The sequence below is a fragment of the Micromonospora marina genome (genome assembly GCF_900091565.1).
Lineage (GTDB): Bacteria > Actinomycetota > Actinomycetes > Mycobacteriales > Micromonosporaceae > Micromonospora > Micromonospora marina.
Window position 1 is genome coordinate 79,381 of the sequence record NZ_FMCV01000001.1, and the last position, 17,644, is coordinate 97,024.

General features: G+C 73.1%; 15 protein-coding genes. 6 read left to right on the plus strand and 9 right to left on the minus strand.

The features are described 5' to 3' along the window. Positions 1 to 5 precede the first annotated feature (5 nt). Positions 6 to 1,475 carry a serine/threonine-protein kinase gene (locus tag GA0070215_RS00355; protein ID WP_018784811.1) on the plus strand — a complete coding sequence of 490 codons (1,470 nt, stop codon included), beginning with the start codon at positions 6 to 8 and terminating at the stop codon, positions 1,473 to 1,475. A 4-nt stretch (positions 1,476 to 1,479) separates the two neighbouring features. Here the strand turns inward: GA0070215_RS00355 and GA0070215_RS00360 are convergent, their stop codons facing one another. The 9 genes from GA0070215_RS00360 to GA0070215_RS00400 form a co-directional block, all read right to left on the minus strand. Further along, positions 1,480 to 2,598: a glycosyltransferase family 4 protein gene (locus tag GA0070215_RS00360; RefSeq protein WP_018784810.1), complete on the minus strand. Its 1,119-nt coding sequence runs from the start codon at positions 2,596 to 2,598 to the stop codon at positions 1,480 to 1,482. A gap of 77 nt (positions 2,599 to 2,675) precedes the next feature. Beyond that, positions 2,676 to 3,347: a BON domain-containing protein gene (locus GA0070215_RS00365; protein ID WP_018784809.1), complete on the minus strand. Its 672-nt coding sequence runs from the start codon at positions 3,345 to 3,347 to the stop codon at positions 2,676 to 2,678. 136 nt (positions 3,348 to 3,483) lie between these two features. Then, a complete protein-coding gene (locus GA0070215_RS00370) occupies positions 3,484 to 5,001 on the minus strand; it encodes a S1C family serine protease (RefSeq protein ID WP_091040829.1) in 1,518 nt (505 codons plus the stop codon). A gap of 62 nt (positions 5,002 to 5,063) precedes the next feature. Beyond that, positions 5,064 to 6,620, minus strand: coding sequence for a sensor histidine kinase (locus GA0070215_RS00375; RefSeq protein ID WP_091040832.1), 1,557 nt, complete (start codon positions 6,618 to 6,620; stop codon positions 5,064 to 5,066). Further along, complete coding sequence (locus GA0070215_RS00380) at positions 6,617 to 7,318, minus strand: response regulator transcription factor (protein WP_018784806.1); 702 nt, start codon at positions 7,316 to 7,318, stop codon at positions 6,617 to 6,619. Before GA0070215_RS00380 ends, GA0070215_RS00375 begins: the two co-directional genes overlap by 4 nt. 64 nt (positions 7,319 to 7,382) lie before the next feature. Then, positions 7,383 to 8,003 carry a PadR family transcriptional regulator gene (locus tag GA0070215_RS00385; RefSeq protein WP_091040835.1) on the minus strand — a complete coding sequence of 207 codons (621 nt, stop codon included), beginning with the start codon at positions 8,001 to 8,003 and terminating at the stop codon, positions 7,383 to 7,385. Next, positions 8,000 to 8,830, minus strand: coding sequence for a DUF4097 family beta strand repeat-containing protein (locus tag GA0070215_RS00390; protein ID WP_091040838.1), 831 nt, complete (start codon positions 8,828 to 8,830; stop codon positions 8,000 to 8,002). The genes GA0070215_RS00385 and GA0070215_RS00390 overlap by 4 nt, the downstream gene beginning before the upstream one ends. A gap of 124 nt (positions 8,831 to 8,954) precedes the next feature. Further along, positions 8,955 to 9,842, minus strand: coding sequence for a lysophospholipid acyltransferase family protein (locus tag GA0070215_RS00395; RefSeq protein WP_018784803.1), 888 nt, complete (start codon positions 9,840 to 9,842; stop codon positions 8,955 to 8,957). Continuing rightward, positions 9,839 to 10,615: a GNAT family N-acetyltransferase gene (locus tag GA0070215_RS00400; protein ID WP_091040840.1), complete on the minus strand. Its 777-nt coding sequence runs from the start codon at positions 10,613 to 10,615 to the stop codon at positions 9,839 to 9,841. The genes GA0070215_RS00395 and GA0070215_RS00400 overlap by 4 nt, the downstream gene beginning before the upstream one ends. A 173-nt stretch (positions 10,616 to 10,788) precedes the next feature. Between GA0070215_RS00400 and GA0070215_RS00405 the strand changes: the two genes are divergently transcribed. The 5 genes from GA0070215_RS00405 to GA0070215_RS00425 all read left to right on the plus strand — a co-directional run bounded on the left by GA0070215_RS00405 (position 10,789) and on the right by GA0070215_RS00425 (position 17,630). Beyond that, entirely contained in the window at positions 10,789 to 11,445 is a 657-nt protein-coding gene (locus tag GA0070215_RS00405) for a hotdog family protein (RefSeq protein ID WP_026267736.1), read from the plus strand. A gap of 138 nt (positions 11,446 to 11,583) precedes the next feature. Further along, on the plus strand, positions 11,584 to 12,525 hold the full coding sequence (locus GA0070215_RS00410) for an ABC transporter ATP-binding protein (RefSeq protein ID WP_018784800.1): 942 nt from the start codon (positions 11,584 to 11,586) through the stop codon (positions 12,523 to 12,525). Then, a complete protein-coding gene (locus GA0070215_RS00415; RefSeq protein WP_018784799.1) occupies positions 12,522 to 13,349 on the plus strand; it encodes an ABC transporter permease in 828 nt (275 codons plus the stop codon). Before GA0070215_RS00410 ends, GA0070215_RS00415 begins: the two co-directional genes overlap by 4 nt. A 255-nt stretch (positions 13,350 to 13,604) precedes the next feature. Then, positions 13,605 to 17,381 (plus strand): multifunctional oxoglutarate decarboxylase/oxoglutarate dehydrogenase thiamine pyrophosphate-binding subunit/dihydrolipoyllysine-residue succinyltransferase subunit, encoded by a 3,777-nt coding sequence (locus GA0070215_RS00420; protein WP_091040842.1) that lies wholly within the window; start codon positions 13,605 to 13,607, stop codon positions 17,379 to 17,381. 69 nt (positions 17,382 to 17,450) lie between these two features. Continuing rightward, positions 17,451 to 17,630: a DUF6104 family protein gene (locus GA0070215_RS00425; RefSeq protein WP_013288341.1), complete on the plus strand. Its 180-nt coding sequence runs from the start codon at positions 17,451 to 17,453 to the stop codon at positions 17,628 to 17,630. The last annotated feature ends 14 nt before the right edge of the window (positions 17,631 to 17,644 follow it).

Consider the following 17,644-nt stretch of genomic DNA (forward strand, 5'->3'; position numbering starts at 1 on the left):
AGCTGATGGCGACATTCCAAACCGGCCGTCTGCTGGCCCGGCGGTACCGGCTCATCGACCGGATCGGCGCCGGTGGCATGTCGGTGATCTGGCGTGCCCGCGACGAGGTGCTCGACCGGGTGGTGGCGGTGAAGGTGCTCGCCCCCTCGCTCGCCGCCGACGCGCGGTTCCGCGACATGGTGCGCGAGGAGGCCCGCTCGGCCGCCCAGCTCGACCATCCGCACGTCACCGCCGTGCACGACTACGGCGAGACGGTGGCCCCGGACGGCTCGATCACCTCGTTCGTGGTGATGGAACTGCTCAGCGGCGAGGAGCTGGAACACCTGCTGACCCAGGGGCCGCTGCCGTGGCCGGCGGCGGTGGAGACCGGCGCGCAGGTGGCCGAGGCGCTGGCCGCGGCACACCGGCTCGGCATCGTGCACCGCGACGTGACTCCGGCCAACGTGATGATGACCGGCACCGGCGCGAAGGTGCTCGACTTCGGCATCGCCACCCGGGTCGGCACGCCGGACGACGACGAGGACGGCGGCACGTTCGGCACCCCCGCGTACGTGGCCCCGGAACGGCTCGACGGCGCGCCCGCCCAGCCGGCCACCGACGTGTACTCGCTCGGCGTGCTGCTGTTCGAGACGCTGACCGGGCAGCCGCCGTACCCGGCGGAGACCTGGGAGCAACTGGGCGCGGCGCTGGCGGACTGTCCGGAGCCCACACTGGACGGCGTGCCGGGACTGCCCGCACCGGTCGCGGACATCTGCCTGCGCTGCCTGGCCCGCGACCCACGCCGGCGACCCACCGCGCACCGGGTGGCCGCGGTGCTGCGCGACCAACTGCTGCCCGCCGACCCGCAGGCGGCCACCATGCTGGCGCCGACCATGACGCTGCCCGCGCTGACCTCCCCGCCCCCGGCCGACCCGGCTCCGCCGGCCGGTCCGGCTGCGAACCCGGCTCCGGAGGCGGCGCGCACCCCCGCTGCCGCGCCGGGACGGCGCCGGACAGTCACGCTGGCGGCCGTCGGCGTGACTGTGGTCGCCGCGGCGGCGCTGCTGGCGCCCGCGCTGACGCCCGAGCGGCCGGCCGGTCCCCAGGGGCTGCCGACCGCCGGGCCGGCGCAGCCGTCGCCCGCCGAACCACAGGTGACCGGACAGCCGGCCACCACGCCGCCCGCCGGGCCGACGGCTCCGCCGCCGACCGGCGGCGCCCGCCCGCCCGCAGCCGGTCAGGCCGACGCCGCCGAACGGGTGGACGGGCTGATCGACGCCGGGCTGACCGAGGGCCAGATCCGCGAGGACGTCGGGGTGGACCTGCGCAACCTGCTGCGCAACGCGGTCGCCGCGACCGGTGAGGACGAGGTGACGGCCGCCGTGGACCGGCTCCGCGGCAAGATCGACGAGCGTCGCCGCGAGGGCAGCATCAGCCCCGGGTACGCGCGGCAACTCGACGCCGCCGCGGCGGAACTCGTGGCCGGGCAGACCTGACGGGTCAGCCGGCGACGGCGCGCGCCGCCGCCAGGGGTGCTCGTGCAGGCGCCCGCGCGGCGAGGAAGCCTCGGTAGACGGCCTCGTAGTCGGCGGCCATCCGCTCCACCGAGAAGTTCTCCGCCACGTGCGCGACGCAGTCCGCCGGGTTCAGGTCCGCCGCCGCCCGCAACGCCGCCGGCAGCTCGCCCGGGTGGTCGCAGACGAATCCGGTGATCCCGTCGCGGACCAGCTCCGGCACCGCGCCCCGGCCCAGCGCCACCACCGGCGTACCGGTCGCCATCGCCTCCACCATCACCATGCCGAACGGCTCCGCCCACTGGATCGGCATGATCAGGCAGCGGGCGTCCAGCAGCAGCCGCAGCGCGGTCGCCCGGTCCCCGTTCACCACCGGCGTGACGTCGTCGCCGAGCAGCGGCCGGACCACCTGCTCCAGGTAGCGGCGCTCGGCCGGCTCGTTGCACTTGCCCGCGAGCGTCAGTGGCAGCCCGGCCGCCCGGCAGGCCGCGATCGCCACGTCCGGGCCCTTGTCCGGACTGAACCGGGCCAGCCAGAGCACCGGGCCCGCACCCGGGCTGCGCTTGCGCGGGATGTCCCGCAGCGGCATCGCGTTGTGCACGGTGCCGGTCCAGGACAGCCCCGGGTTCGCGCGGCGCTGGGCGTGTGAGATCGCCACCAGCCCCACGCCCCGGTCGGTGTTGCCGAGCACCGTGCCGTACTCGCCGACCGGGTTGCCGTGCACGGTGGCCACCGTGGGCACCCGGCGCCGGCCGGCCACCATCGGGCCGATCGTGGTGTGGTCGTGGATCAGGTCGAAGCCGGCCGGGTCGACCAGGCGGTCCACGTGGGCCAGGTGCGCCAGTTCGGGCAGCGACTCGCCCATCCGCTCGTACTGGAGGTCGTCACAGGTGGAGACGAAGTCGGCGGCGGTGCCGTGCTCGGTGCCGGCGCCGAAGAGCGTGACGCGGTGCCCACGGTCGGCGAGCGCGTCAACGAGCCCCGCCACCACCGTCTCCAGCCCGCCGTAGCCGGGTGGCGGCACCGACAGCCACGGTGGCACCACCATGGCGATCCGCAACGGCGCGGACCACGCACGTTCCGAGGACTGCTGGTTCACGGCCACGAGTCCTCCCCGTCGGTCCCCGGCGTATCCCGCTGCGCGCGGGTTCCCGGCCCGGCCCGCGGTAAACGACAGCCCGGTCAGCCGGACACCACGATCCCGACGTGCACCTCCCGTACGCCGGGCAGCGCCCAGGCGGCCCGTTCCGCGTCCTCCCGCTGCCACCAGGCACCCACGACGCCGTCGAGGACCACTGTGTCGCCGTCGACCCGGGCGTCGATCCGCTCGGTGCCGGTACGCCGCAGCAGCAGGCGGCGCAGGTCGAGCCGCTTCTGCTCGTCGCTCGGCGGGGCCGGGGGCCGCACCTCGACCAGGTTCGTCACACCGCGTACGCCGCGCAGCCGGCGCAGTTCCCGCTCGGCGGTACGGCGCTGGAAGCCGAACTCGACCTCGCCCCGGAGCATCACCCAGCCGTCGGCGACGGTCACGTCCAGCCGCTCGGCGGGCACGAAGCTGTCCCACTCCAGCGCCCGGCTCGCCGCGATCGCGATGTCGGCGTCGGTACGCAGGTCCGTGGCGGGCAGGTCGACCGCCAGGTCACTGGCGACCGCTTGGACGCCGCGTACCCGATGGGCGCAGCGCTCGACGGCCCACCGCCGGGCGTAGCTGTCCACCTGGCCGGTGAGCGTGACGACACCCCGCGCGACGGTCACGCCGACCTCGGTGGCCCGGGTCTGCGCGTCCCAGTCGAGTTCGGCGAGGACGTCACGCTGGATCTCCTGGTCGGTGCGCACGGCGGACGTGGTGGTCATGCACCCGAGCCTGCCGCCGGTGCGGGTGAGGCGCGCTCACCCGCACCGGGTGAGAAACGAGGAGGGGCGGCGGGTGACGGAGCCAACCCCCTTGGCTCCGTCACCCGCCGCCCAGGAGGGAGGCAGGTCCTCGGGACTATGACGTCTCGGCGAGCGTCACCGTTGCGTTCTCGGTGGATCCGTTCCGCTTGTACTGCACCTCGACCCGGTCACCGACCTTGCCGGCCTGCACGGCGCCGACCAGGTCGTTCGAGTCGTTGATCACCTTGTCGCCGAACTTGGTGATCACGTCGCCGCGCTGGAGCCCGGCCTTCTCGGCGGGGCTGCCGGGCGTGACGGCGGCGACGAGCGCTCCGCCGTCCTCGGCGCCGTTCACGCTCACCCCGAGGGAGGGGTGGCTGACCTTCTCGCCGCGCTGGAGCTTCTCGGCCACGTCCTTGGCCTTGTTGCTCGGGATGGCGAAGCCGACGCCGATGTTCCCGGTGCTGCCCTGCCCGGCGGTCGCGATGGCGGTGTTGATGCCGATCACCTCGCCGCGGGTGTTGACGAGCGCGCCGCCGGAGTTGCCCGGGTTGATCGGTGCGTCGGTCTGGAGCAGGCCGGAGATCGAGCTGGCGCCCTCCTGCGGGTTCTGCTGGCCGCTGCCCGCCTGGATGGTGCGGTCCCGGGCGCTGAGGATGCCGGCGGTGACCGAGCCCTGGAGGCCGAGCGGGCTGCCCAGGGCGAGCACCTGGTCTCCGACCTGCATGGCGTCACTGTCGCCGAACTTCGCCGCCTTGAGGCCGCTCACGCCGCTGGCCTGGACGACCGCGAGGTCGGTCTTCGGGTCGGTTCCGACGATCTTGGCGGACGCGCTCGTGCCGTCGGCGAAGACCACCCGGACGGTGTCGCCGCCGGCGCCGGCGACCACGTGGTTGTTGGTCAGCACGAACCCGTCGGCACTGAGGATCACCCCGGAGCCCTCACCGCTGCCCGTCATGATCGTGACGATGCTGTCCTGGACGGATGCCGCGATCTTGGGCAGGTCCGCGCTGTTGATCACCGGGGCGGCCGAGTAGGTGCGGGTGGGACCGTCCCCGTCGAGCGCGAGGGCGAGCGCACCACCGGCGACGCCGGAGCCGAACATCAGCGCCAGTGCCAGCGCGCCCGCACCGACGAACTTCCCGGCCCGGCTGGGGCGCGGCGGCTGCTGCGGGCCCCACTGCGGCATCGGCTGCCCGGGCTGGTACGACTGGTAGCCCTGCTGCGTCTGGTACGACGGCACCGGTCCACCGTGCTGCGTTGCGCCGTGCTGTGTGGTCGGGTAGCCGGCGGCCTGCTGGTTCCAGCCGCCCTGCTGGTGCTGCTGCCCGTACCAGGGGTGGGGCTGCTGCGGCTGCCCCGAGGCCGGGTACGGCGGCGCGGACGGCGTCGCCGGCTGCGGCGGGTACGGCCCGGCGGGTGCGGTGTCCCCGGCGCTCGCCGCCGGGTTCGTGTTCCCGGCGGGCGTGCTGGTTCCGGCGGCCGGGGAGTCGGCCGGAACCGACGCCGCGGCCAGGGTGCTGGAGGAGTCCGACGTCCCGCTCGCGACGCGGGGCAGCTCGGCGGTGTGGTGCGACGGCTCGGCGTCGGCGGGGGCCGGCGACCGCTGCGGATCGGTCTCGTGGTCGGTCATGTCACCAGCTTTCCCCGTGGCACTGTCACCAGCCTGGAATCCGCCTGGAAGTTTTCTGAACGTCACTCGCCCGGCTCGGGCGCCTCGGGCAACAACGGCAGCTTCACCCGGAACGTCGCCCCGCCACCCGGCGTCTCCGCCACCTCGACGGTGCCGTGGTGCGCGGCGACGAGCGCGGCCACGATGGCCAGGCCGAGGCCGGTGCTGATCGGTCCACCGGCCCGTCGGGTACGCGCGGCGTCCACCCGGTAGAACCGCTCGAAGACCCGCTCGGCCTGCTCCGGCGTCAGCCCGGGGCCGGTGTCCGCCACCTCCACCACCGCGATGTCGCCCTGCTCCGCCCGCAGCCGCAGCCGCACCGCCGCGTCCGGCGGGGTGTGGGTGAGCGCGTTCGTCATCAGGTTGCCGATCACCTGGCGCAGCCGGGCGTCGTCGCCGAGCACGACCAGCGGGCCGGCGTCCGGCTCCCGCTCCAGCTCGATCCGCCGGTCCGGGTCGACCACCCGGGCCGCCTCGACCGCGTCGGAGGCCAGCACCGGCAGCTCGACCGGGCTCAACGCGATCGGCCGTTCCCGGTCCATCCGTGCCAGCAGCAGCAGGTCCTCCACCAGCAGCCCCATCCGGGACGCCTCCTCCTCGATGCGGCGCAGCAGGTCGGCGGTCTGCTCCGGCGCCCGCGCCGCGCCCTGCCGGTACAGCTCGGCGAAGCCCCGGATCGTGGTCAGCGGCGTGCGCAGCTCGTGCGAGGCGTCGGCGATGAACTGCCGCATCCGCTCCTCGGACCGGCGGGCCCGCGCCTCCGACGCCTGCGCGTACACGGCGGCGTCCCGGGCGCCCATCTCCGCGCTGCGCGCCGCCGCCTCGGAGGCCGCCCGTGCGGTGAACGCGGCCTCGATCTGCGCGAGCATGGCGTTCAGCGCCCGGGACAGGCGGCCCAGCTCCGAGGTGGGGCACGGCCGCCCCATCTCCGGGTCGGGCACCCGCCGGGTCAGGTCACCGCCGGCGATGGCCGCCGCCGTACGCTCTATCTCCACGAGCGGCTTCAGGCTGGTACGGACGATCCCGGCGCCCACCGACGCCAGCGAGATCAGCACCGCGCCACCGACCAGCAGGTCTATCCAGACCAGCTGCCGGACGGCGGAGTCGACGCCGGTGAGGTGCTGCGCGAACGCGATGATCCGCCCGTCGGGCAGGTCGGTGTAGAGCATCCGCCACCGGCTGCGGCCGTCCTCGGAGCGCACGGTGAACGGGTCGCCCACCCGGTCCCGGTAGCCGGCGTAGTCGACGGGGAACCGGGGCAGCTCCTCGTCGCGCAGCCCCTCGTAGCGGAACGGCCCCTCCGGCAGCTTGCCCGGCGCGATCGTCGACGCCACGTAGTCCGACGGAATGGTGATCTTGATCGGTCCGCCGTCGGCCTTGTCGAGCGTGTTGGCCACCGTGAGCGCGCCGCCGCGGAGCTGGTCGTCGGCCTGCCCGATCAGATAGTTACGCAGCAGGAACGCCGTCAGGCCGCTGATCACCACCAGTGCCACGGCCACGAGCGCGAGGACCGCGGCGACCAGCTTCAGCCGGAGCGGGACGCTGCGCAGCCTGCCCTTCGCGTCGTGGACGACGTTCACGCCGCCGGCTTGCGGAGCACGTAGCCGACTCCCCGGAGCGTGTGGATCAGCCGGGGCTGGGTGTTGTCGACCTTGCGCCGCAGATAGGAGATGTACGACTCGACGATGTTGTCGTCACCGCGGAAGTCGTAGTTCCAGACGTGGTCGAGGATCTGTGCCTTGCTGAGCACCCGGTTGGCGTTGAGCATCAGGTAGCGCAGCAGCTTGAACTCGGTCGGCGACAGCTGCACCCGCTGACCGGCCCGGTGCACCTCGTGCGTCTCCTCGTCCAGCTCCAGGTCGGCGAAGGTGAGGCGGGACGGGGTCTGCTCGCCGGTCGCGGTACGCCGCAGCACGGCCCGGATCCGGGCGGTCAGCTCCTCCAGGCTGAACGGCTTGGTGACGTAGTCGTCGCCGCCCAGGGTGAGCCCACGGATCTTGTCGTCGGTGGCGTCGCGCGCGGTCAGGAACACCACCGGGGTACGCGTACCGCCCTCGCGCAGCATCCGGATGACCTCGAAGCCGTCCAGGTCGGGCAGCATCACGTCGAGCACCACCAGGTCGGGCCGGTGGTCCTTGGCGGCGTTGAGGGCGGCGCTGCCGCTGGTCGCGGTGGCCACGTCGAAGCCCGCGAAGCGCAGGCTCGCGGAGAGCAGTTCGAGGATGTTGGGATCGTCCTCGACGACGAGAAGCCGGGCCTCGGTCTGGGTAGCCGCCATGGCACCCATCATCCGTGCTCCGGCTGCCACCGCGCTGGGTGCCGCCTGGAAACAACCTGTGAGATCAGCGGAGCAGCCGCCGCAGCCCCTCCAGCGCGCCGTCGAGCAGCCGGATCGCGGTACGGAGCTGGTTGTCGCTGAGCCGCCGGGCCCGGACCAGCGCCCCGACCTCGACGGTGAACGCGGCGAGCCGCTGGTCGAAGTCGGCGAGCAGCGGCGACTCGTCCGGTCGGGCCGGTCCCCCGCCGTGGGCCGGCCGGGTGGTGGCGGACGCCGTCCAGCCGCTCTGCCGGGTCTGCCGGGCCACCTCGCGCAGCTCGCGCTTCAGGTCGCGCACCGATCCGCGTACCTCGGTGCGGATCTCCCCGGCCAGCGCGGAGAGATCCTCGACGGCGGCGCCGATGTCGTTCTCCAGCGTCGACAGCTCGTCGGCGCGCTGCCGCAGTTCGGCGCGGCCCGCCTCGGTGATCTCGTAGACCTTGCGCCCGCCCGCGGCGGTGTGCGTGACCAGCCCTTCCGCCTCCAGCCGTTGCAGCCGCGGGTAGATGGTGCCGGCGCTGGGCGCGTACAGGCCGAGGAAGCGCTCCTCCAGCAGACGGATCAGCTCGTAGCCGTGCTTCGGACCGTCGTCGAGCAGCTTCAGGAGGTAGAGCCGGAGCCGGCCGTGGCTGAACACGGCGGTCACGGCACGTCCTCCACATGGTCGGCGGGCGCGACCGGGCGGGCGAGCAGCGCGATGCTGCCGGAGGTCGCGGAGGCCCAGAGCCTACCCGTACCCCCGCCGAGCACGCCGTGACTGTCCCTGATCGAGCCCAGCCCGCGCTGAGCGCCGCCCACCTGCGGGAAGCCGCTGGTGATCCGGCCCGCCGTGCTGTGCAGGTGCACGGTGAGGTCACTGTCCTCGCGGACCCGCACGGTGATGCTGCCGGAGATGGCGCTGAGCCGGATGTCGCTGTCGCTCGGGTTGTCCAGGTCGCAGGTGATCGAGCCGGAGACGGCGTGGGCGCGGACCCGGTCGGGCGCGCTGTCGGCGAGGACCAGCTCACCGGAGACCGTCTCCAGCTCCAGGTCGCCGCCGATGCCGAGCGCCTCGACCGGCCCGGAGGCGACCTTCGCGCTGGTGCGCCCCCGCAGCCCGCGCAGCGTGACCTGCCCGGAGGTGACGTCGACCCGGGTCTCCCGGCGCAGCCCGGAGGCGACGAGCGCGCCGCTGACCACCGACAGGGTGGCGAGCACGTCCGGCGGGACCGCGACCGACACCTCGGCCCGGATCCGGTTGCCGAACCAGGAGAAGAGGCCGAGCCAGCCGGGCTTGCGCTTGTGCCGGATCGTCAGCCGCCCGTCCCGCACCTCGACGAGGAGCGGCCGGTCGCTGATCCGGGTCACGTCGACCCGGGCCGGACCGTCCGCGCCGACCACGTTGAGCCGGCCGCTGATCAGCTCGGCGTCGAGCCGCGTGATCGGCTCGTCCAGCGTGATCCGCTGCGGGCTCTCCACCGTCCAACTGACCATGGCGCGCTCCCCTCGTCGGCGTGCCGATCGCCGGCCCGCCAGGTGTTGCGAGGAGCATAACGCGATACATCGCGACTCAACAAGACACTATCGCGACTATGTCGCGTCCCCGACGGCCCGCGGGTCAGGCCATCAGGTCGAGCTGGGTCGCGAGCAGGGGTCGAGCGGACGGGTGGATCGCGGCCTCGGCGACCCGGGCCAGCGCCCTGCGGTCCGCACCGGGCGCCGGGTGCAGCGCGGCGCTCACCCCCACCGTCACGGTCAGCTCCCGGGCAGCGAGCACCCGGCGTACCGACGCCCACAGCGTCTCCTCGCCGAGGAAGGCGGGCAACGTGCTCGGGTCGCCCGCGTACCGGTAGCGGAGGCGCAACGGCACCACCGGCGCGCCCGCCGCCACGGCGGCCTCGAACATCGCCGGGCGGAAGCCGCGGGCCGGGCGGCAGTCAGTCGCGGCCCCGCACCAGGTCGTCCCCTCCGGGAACACCGCCACCGACCGCCCGGACCGCAGCACGCCGGCCACCGACGCGACGGTGCCCGGCAGGTCACGCGGCCGGGACCGGTCCACGAAGACGGTGCCCGCCGCGGCGGCCAGAGCGCCCACCAGCGGCCAGCTCCGGACCTCACGCTTCGCCAGCATCCGGGCCGGCGACACGGCGAGCACCGCCAGGACGTCCAGCCAGGACACGTGGTTCGCGACCAGCAGCGCCCGCCCGCGCGGCACCCGGCCGCGGACCAGCAGCCGCACCCCGAGGGCTCGCAGCGTCCACAGCGCCCAGCCGCCCAACGCGGCCCGACCCCGGGCGGCGGGCAGCACCGGCAGCAGCGCGGCCAGGCCCGTCCCGGCCAGGAGCATGCCGAGTACGCCGAGCAGCCGGCCCGCCCGGCGCAGCCACGACACGTCCGGGGCGGCCGGCGCCGGAAGACAGTCCGGCCCGCAACCCGAGGTGGGCCGCCACAGGCCCTCCCCGGCATCCGGACCGGCCGCCCACAGCCCGGCGGTGGCGATGGTCACGACCCGGCCCCGCCGAGGAAGTGCCGCAGGTAGCGCGGGTTCATCCGGTCCAGGGAGAACAGCACGTAGAAGTCGGCGCAGCCGAAGTCCGGATCGTACGCGGGCTCGCCGGCCACCCACGCGCCCAGCCGCAGGTAGCCGCGCAGCAGCGGCGGCACGAGCGCCCGGCGCTGCGCCGGGGTGAGCGCGGCGAGGTCGGCGGCGGGCGCCTCGGCGAACCAGGGCCGACGCGGGGTGACCCGCAGCAGCGGCGGGGCGAGGTGCCGGGCGGTGACCTCGGCCCACACCTGCGCGGCGGCCGTCCCGCCGTCGGTGACCGGCACCGAGGCGCAGCCACCGAGCCAGCGGGCGCCGCGCAGGTGTAGGTAGCGGCAGATCCCGGCCCACATCAGGTTGATCACGGCGCCGGTGCGGTGGTCCGGGTGGACGCAGGAGCGGCCCGCCTCGACCAGGTCGTCGCGCAGCGGGGCCAGCGGGCCCAGGTCGAACTCGGTGTCGGCGTACCGGCGGTCGGTGCGACCGGGCGGCAGCAGCCGGTACGTGCCGACGACATCCCCGGTCCCCTCGTGGAGCACCACCAGGTGGTCGCAGTGCGCGTCGAATCCGTCGGTGTCGAGCCCGGTGGCGGCGGTCGGCAGGGTGGCGCCGAGTTCGCCGGCGAACACCTCGTGGCGCAGGCGTTGCGCGGCCGCGACCAGTGTCGGGTCGTCGGCGATCAGCAGGGTGTAACCGCTGGTCGTAAGCGGTGCGCCAGCGGCGTGCAGAACGGCCATGACTCCTGTGTAGGTGCCGCGGGTTGCCACCGGACGGGATGAGGGGTGTCGATCCGGTGAACGCCGGTCGGCGGCGGCGTGCGAACCGGGACGGCCGGGACGGGACCGGCGTGTGCGAGGCTGCCGGGCGGACCGCCCGCGACGGCGCCGGCGGCGGGAACCCGGAGGTGCACATGCTGGTCGAGGCCCGCTTCCAGGGGCCGGACGGCTCCGGCAACGGCGGCTGGAGCGCCGGGATCTTCGCCGCGCTGATCGACGACCGGGGCCCGGTGGAGGTCACGTTGCGCCGGCCGCCGCCGCTGGACACCCCGCTGGCCGCCGCCGACGGCGAGGTACGCGACCCGGACGGACACCTGGTCGCCCAGGTACGCCGGGTCGAGCCGGTCGACGCGGTGGTGCCACCGGTGGACCCGGCGACGGCGGCGGAGGCCGCGCGGGCGTACCCGGGCCTGGTCGACCACCCGTTCCCCCGCTGCTACGTCTGCGGCCCGGCGAACCCGGACGGGCTGCGGATCTTCCCCGGGCGGCTGCCGGACGGGCGGACCGCCGCGCCGTTCCGCGCGCCGGCCGCCGTGGTGCCCGCGACGGTGTGGGCGGCGCTGGACTGCCCGGGTGGCTGGGCGGTGCTCGCGCCCGGCCGGCCGTACGTGCTGGGAAGGATCGCCGCGCAGGTCACGGCGCTGCCGCGGCCCGGCGACGAGTGCGTGGTGACGGGCATCGCGGTCGGTTCCGAAGGACGCAGGGCCGAGGTGCACACCAGCCTGTACGGTGCGGACGGCGCGTTGCTCGGCCGCGCCCGGGCCACCTGGGTGGCGTTGCCGACCGCTTGATCTCCTCCCTGAGGAGGACGGCGCGTACGCGTCCCGCCTGATTGACCCCCTTGCGCCGGGTTGGAAGGCTGTTGCGGGACGCCCCCGCAACGGCGCCCCCGCCGGCGCGCGTCGAGCCCGCCGGGGCAGGAGAGGAGAATGATGTCCGACGGGCAGCCACGCCCCAGTGCCGGGACCGGCCAGATCACCGTGTCCGGCCTGACCAAGCAATACAAGAACGTCCGCGCGGTGGACAACCTGTCGTTCACCGTCGAGCCGGGCCGGGTCACCGGCTTCCTCGGCCCGAACGGCGCCGGTAAGACGACCACGCTGCGCATGCTGCTCAACCTGGTGACGCCGAGCGCCGGCACGGCCACCGTCGGCGGCAGCCGCTACGCCGACCTGCCCGACCCGCTGCGTACGGTGGGCGCGGTGCTGGAGGCGTCCAGCGCGCACAAGGGCCGCACCGGCATCAACCACCTGCGGGTGATCTGCGCGGCGGCGGGCCTGCCGAAGGAGCGCGCCGACGAGGCACTCGCCCTGGTCGGGCTCTCGCCCGCGGCGAAGCGCAAGTTCAAGGGCTACTCGCTGGGCATGAAGCAGCGACTCGGCATCGCCGCCGCGATGCTCGGCAACCCGCAGGTGCTGATCCTGGACGAGCCGGCCAACGGCCTGGACCCGGAGGGCATCCGCTGGATGCGCGGCTTCCTCAAAGGGCTGGCCGCCGAGGGACGGACGGTGCTGGTCTCCAGCCACCTGCTCTCCGAGATGCAGCTGCTCGCCGACGACGTGGTCATCATCGCGGCCGGCAAGCTGATCCGGCAGGGCCCGGTCGACCAGGTGATGGCCTCGATGACGCACGGCGTCCGGGTGCGGGTGCGCACCCCGCAGGCCGACGACCTGGCCGCGGTGCTGCGCGAGCAGGCCGCCACCGTCGACGCCGACCCGAACGGCGCGCTGCTGGTCAGCGGCGTGGACGCGCCGACCGTGGGCCGGGTCGCGCTGGCCGCCAAGGTCGAGCTGCACGAGCTGACCACCGAGCGCCCCGACCTCGAAGGGGTCTTCCTGGAGCTGACGGCCGGAAAGGCGGAGATCCGATGACGCTTGTCCGATCCGAACTGCTCAAGATCCGTACCACCAGCACCTGGTGGATCTTCGGGCTGATCAGCCTGGCGCTGTGGGCGCTCACGCTGTTCTTCAACTGGTTGCAGACCGAGGCGCTGGCCGGTGGGGACTTCGGCGAGGTGCCGGCCGACCAGTCCGACCAGTTGCAGGCCGTCTCGGCCGCCGACAATCTGGCGGCCAACCTCTACACCAACGGCCAGTTCTTCGGCCTGCTCATCGTGCTGCTGCTCGGCATCGTGGTGGTGACCAGCGAGTTCTTCCACCAGACGGTGACCACCACGTTCCTCACCGCGCCGCACCGCAGCGCGGTGATGCTGGCCAAGCTGGTCGCGGCCGGCGTGCTGGCGCTGCTGTTCTGGCTCGTCACCACAGTGCTGAACCTGGTCACCGCGCCGCTGATCCTCAACTCGGTGGACGTCGGCTCGCAGCTCGGCAGCGGGGCGATCTGGCGGGCGATCGCGCTCAACGGCCTGGCCTACCTGCTGTGGTCGGTGCTCGGCGTCGGGCTCGGCGTGCTGATCCGCAGCCAGATCGGCGCCACGGTGACCGGCATCCTGTTCTATCTGGGCGGCGCGATCGGCGCGGTCATCGTCCTCAGCCTGCTCGCTTCGCGGTACGGCGACTGGATCAACAAGCTGCAGTTGCTGGTCCCGTCGCTGGCCTCCGGCCTGATGGTGGGCGGCGACACCGACATCCCGGGCAACCCGCCGCAGTGGGCCGGCGCCCTGGTGCTGATCGGGTACGCGGTGGTGGCCGGCGCGATCGGCGTGGCCACGATCCGCAAGCGCGACATCTCCTGACCTCGGGTCGGGGACGGACCCCGGTCGGTGACGGACGTCATCGGCCGGGGTCGCGCCGTAGCAGGAGTCGGCGGATCACGCAGCGTCTGCCGAACTTCTGGCATCTTCTGTGAAACGGACCACCAGCCGGAGGCGAGAATGCCTGCGCGCAGCGCACGGCGTAGCCTTGGCATCGGTTTACCCAGCGTCGGCAACCGGGGGTCACCGGGGGCCACCGTGACATTCACAACCGCGTGAAAGAGGCGATTAGCGGCCGTGTCGACCCAGCAGACTTCGCAGGAGAACCCACTGGCGGGTTTCGGCCCGAACGAGTGGATCGTCGAGGAGATGTACCAGCGTTACCTCGCCGACCCCTCGAGCGTCGATTCGGCCTGGCACGACTTCTTCGCCGACTACCGGCCGGCCCCGGGCGCCGCCACACCGCACCCGGACGGGCAGGCCGAGCCGGCCGCGAAGCCGGAGCCGGCCGAACAGCAGGAGGCCGTGGCCACCGTCACCGAGCAGCCCGCCAAGGCCGAGCCGAAGGCCACCAGGACCGAGCCGAAGGCCGCCAAGACCGAGCCCACCGCGGCCAAGCCGGCCCCGGCCAAGCCCGCCGCCAAGCCGGCGGCGAAGGCGCCCGAACCGGCCAAGAAGTCCGTCCCGGCCAAGCCGGCCGCCAAGGCGCCGACCGCGAGCGCCGCGGGCACCACGCCGCTGCGCGGCGTCGCCGCCAAGATCGTGCAGAACATGGACGCGTCGCTCGCCGTCCCGACCGCCACGAGCGTGCGCGCCGTCCCGGCCAAGCTGCTCGTCGACAACCGCATCGTGATCAACAACCACCTGGCCCGCGGGCGCGGTGGCAAGGTCAGCTTCACCCACCTGATCGGGTACGCGCTCGTCCGCGCGGTCGTCGAGCACCCGGAGATGAACAACTCCTTCGCCGAGGTCGACGGCAAGCCGGCGATGGTCCGCCCGGAGCACGTCAACCTGGGCATCGCGATCGACCTGGTCAAGCCGGACGGCTCGCGCAACCTGGTGGTGCCGTCCATCAAGGGCTGCGAGCAGATGGACTTCCGGCAGTTCTGGCAGGCGTACGAGGACGTGGTCCGGCGCGCCCGCCGTAACGAACTGACCATGGAGGACTACTCCGGCACCACGATCTCGCTGACCAACCCGGGCGGCATCGGCACCGTGCACTCGATCCCGCGCCTGATGCAGGGGCAGAGCGCCATCATCGGCGTCGGCGCGATGGAATACCCGGCCCCCTACCAGGGCATGAGCGAGGCCACCCTGGCCGAGAACGCGGTCAGCAAGGTCCTCACGCTGACCAGCACGTACGACCACCGGATCATCCAGGGCGCGCAGTCCGGCGAGTTCCTGAAGGTCATGCACGAGCTGCTGCTCGGCGAGCGGGGCTTCTACGACGGCATCTTCACCTCGCTGCGGATCCCGTACGAGCCGGTGCGCTGGATGCGCGACGTGGCCGTCGACAGCGAGGGCCAGATCAACAAGACCGCGCGGGTCCACGAGCTGATCCACGCGTACCGGGTGCGCGGCCACCTGATGGCCGACACCGACCCGCTGGAGTTCAAGATCCGTAAGCACCCGGACCTGGACGTGCTCCAGCACGGGCTCACGCTCTGGGATCTCGACCGCGTCTTCCCGGTCAACGGCTTCGCCGGCCAGCAGCGGATGAAGCTGCGCTCGATCCTCGGTGCGCTGCGCGACTCGTACTGCCGCCGGGTCGGCATCGAGTACATGCACATCCAGGACCCGGAGGAGCGGCGCTGGATCCAGGAGCGGGTCGAGCGCAAGTACGAGAAGCCCAGCTCCGACGAGCAGAAGCACGTGCTGAACCGGCTCAACGCCGCCGAGGCGTTCGAGACGTTCCTGCAGACCAAGTACGTCGGCCAGAAGCGCTTCTCGCTGGAGGGCGGCGAGTCGCTGATCCCGCTGCTCGGCGAGGTGCTGGAGTGCTCCGCCGAGGCCGGGCTGGACGAGGTCGTCATCGGCATGGCCCACCGCGGCCGGCTCAACGTGCTGGCGAACATCGTCGGCAAGCCGTACGAGAAGATCTTCTCCGAGTTCGAGGGGCACCTCGACCCGCGGTCCACGCAGGGCTCGGGCGACGTGAAGTACCACCTCGGCCAGAACGGCAAGTTCTCCACCCCGGACGGCGAGCACGCGGTCAAGGTGTCGGTGGTGGCGAACCCGTCGCACCTGGAGGCCGTGGACCCGGTGCTGGAGGGCATCGTCCGGGCCAAGCAGGACCGCATCGACCTCAAGCTGGAGGGCTACACCGTGCTGCCGCTGGCGGTGCACGGTGACGCCGCCTTCGCCGGCCAGGGCGTGGTCGCCGAGACGCTCAACCTCTCCCAGCTACGCGGCTACCGCACCGGCGGCACGGTGCACGTGGTGGTCAACAACCAGGTCGGCTTCACCACCGCCCCGGAGTACAGCCGGTCCAGCCTCTACAGCACGGACGTGGCCCGGATGATCCAGGCGCCGATCTTCCACGTGAACGGCGACGACCCGGAGGCCGTGGTCCGGGTGGCCCGGCTCGCGTTCGAGTACCGGCAGGCGTTCAACAAGGACGTCGTGATCGACATGGTCTGCTACCGCCGGCGCGGGCACAACGAGGGCGACGACCCGTCGATGTCCAACCCGGCCATGTACAAGATCATCGACTCGAAGCGGTCGGTCCGCAAGCTCTACACCGAGGAGCTGATCGGGCGCGGCGACATCACCGTGGAGGACGCGGAGGAGCTGCTGCGCGACTACCAGGGGCAGCTCGAGCGGGTCTTCAAGGCCACCCGGGACGCCGCGACCACCCCACGTCAGCTCAGCCGCCCGGCGCGCGAGGACGAGCCGGAGCCGCAGGTCGACACCGCCACCGACGCCGCGGTCGTCAAGGCGATCGGCGAGGCGCACGTCAACCTGCCCGAGGGCTTCACCCCGCACAAGCGGATCCAGCAGCTGCTGGAACGGCGTCGCAAGATGTCCGTCGAGGGCGGCATCGACTGGGGCTTCGCCGAGATCATCGCGTTCGGCACGCTGCTGCACGACGGCGTCACGGTCCGGCTCGCCGGGCAGGACTCGCGCCGCGGCACGTTCGTCCAGCGGCACGCCTCGGTGGTGGACGCCAAGACCGGCGAGGACTACCTGCCGCTGAAGTCGTTCACCGCCGACGGCGAGCGGTCGCGCTTCTTCGTCCACGACTCGCTGCTCTCCGAGTACGCGGCCATGGGCTTCGAGTACGGCTACTCGGTGGAGAACATCAACGCGCTGGTGGCCTGGGAGGCCCAGTTCGGTGACTTCGTCAACGGCGCCCAGTCGGTGATCGACGAGTTCATCTCCTCCGGCGAGGTGAAGTGGGGTCAGCGCTCCGCGGTGACCCTGCTGCTCCCGCACGGCCACGAGGGCCAGGGCCCGGACCACACCTCCGGCCGCCCGGAGCGGTTCCTCCAGCTCTGCGCCGAGGACAACATGCGGGTGGCCGTCCCGACCACCCCGGCGAACTACTTCCACCTGCTGCGCCGCCAGGCCCTGTCGCCCAAGCGCAAGCCGCTGGTGGTGTTCACGCCGAAGTCGCTGCTGCGGCACAAGCTCTGCGTGTCGCCGGTGGAGGACTTCACCACCGGGACGTTCTCCCCGGTGCTGGCCGACACCGCGGGTCCGGCGCCGGAGCAGGTCAAGCGGGTGCTGCTCTGCTCGGGCAAGGTCTACTACGACCTGTTCCAGGCCCGGCAGGAACGGGGCGTCACCGACACCGCGATCATCCGGATGGAGCAGCTCTACCCGCTGCCCGTCGAGGAGGTCCGGGCCGCGCTGGCGCAGTACCCGAACGCCGAGGACTTCGCCTGGGTCCAGGAGGAGCCCGCCAACCAGGGGGCCTGGTCGTTCGTCGCGCTCAACCTGCTGGAGCACCTGCCCGAGGTCCGGCTGCGCCGCATCTCCCGGCCGGCCGCCGCCGCCCCGGCGGTCGGCTCGGCGAAGATGCACGAGGTCGAGCAGAACGCGCTGATCGAGGCGGCTCTCCCCCGCCCGTGACGACACCACCGGCAGCGGCCCGTCCCGACCCGGGGCGGGCCGCTGCCGTACGACGACGAGAGGAACACCGTGTACTTCACCGACCGTGGCATCGAGGAGCTGGTCGAGCGCCGTGGCGACGAGCAGGTCAGCATGGAGTGGCTGGGCGAGCGGCTGCGTGACTTCATCGATCTGAACCCGGAGTTCGAGACCCCGATCGAGCGGTTCGCCACCTGGCTGGCCCGCCTCGACGACCCCGACGACGACTGACGCCCGCTACCATC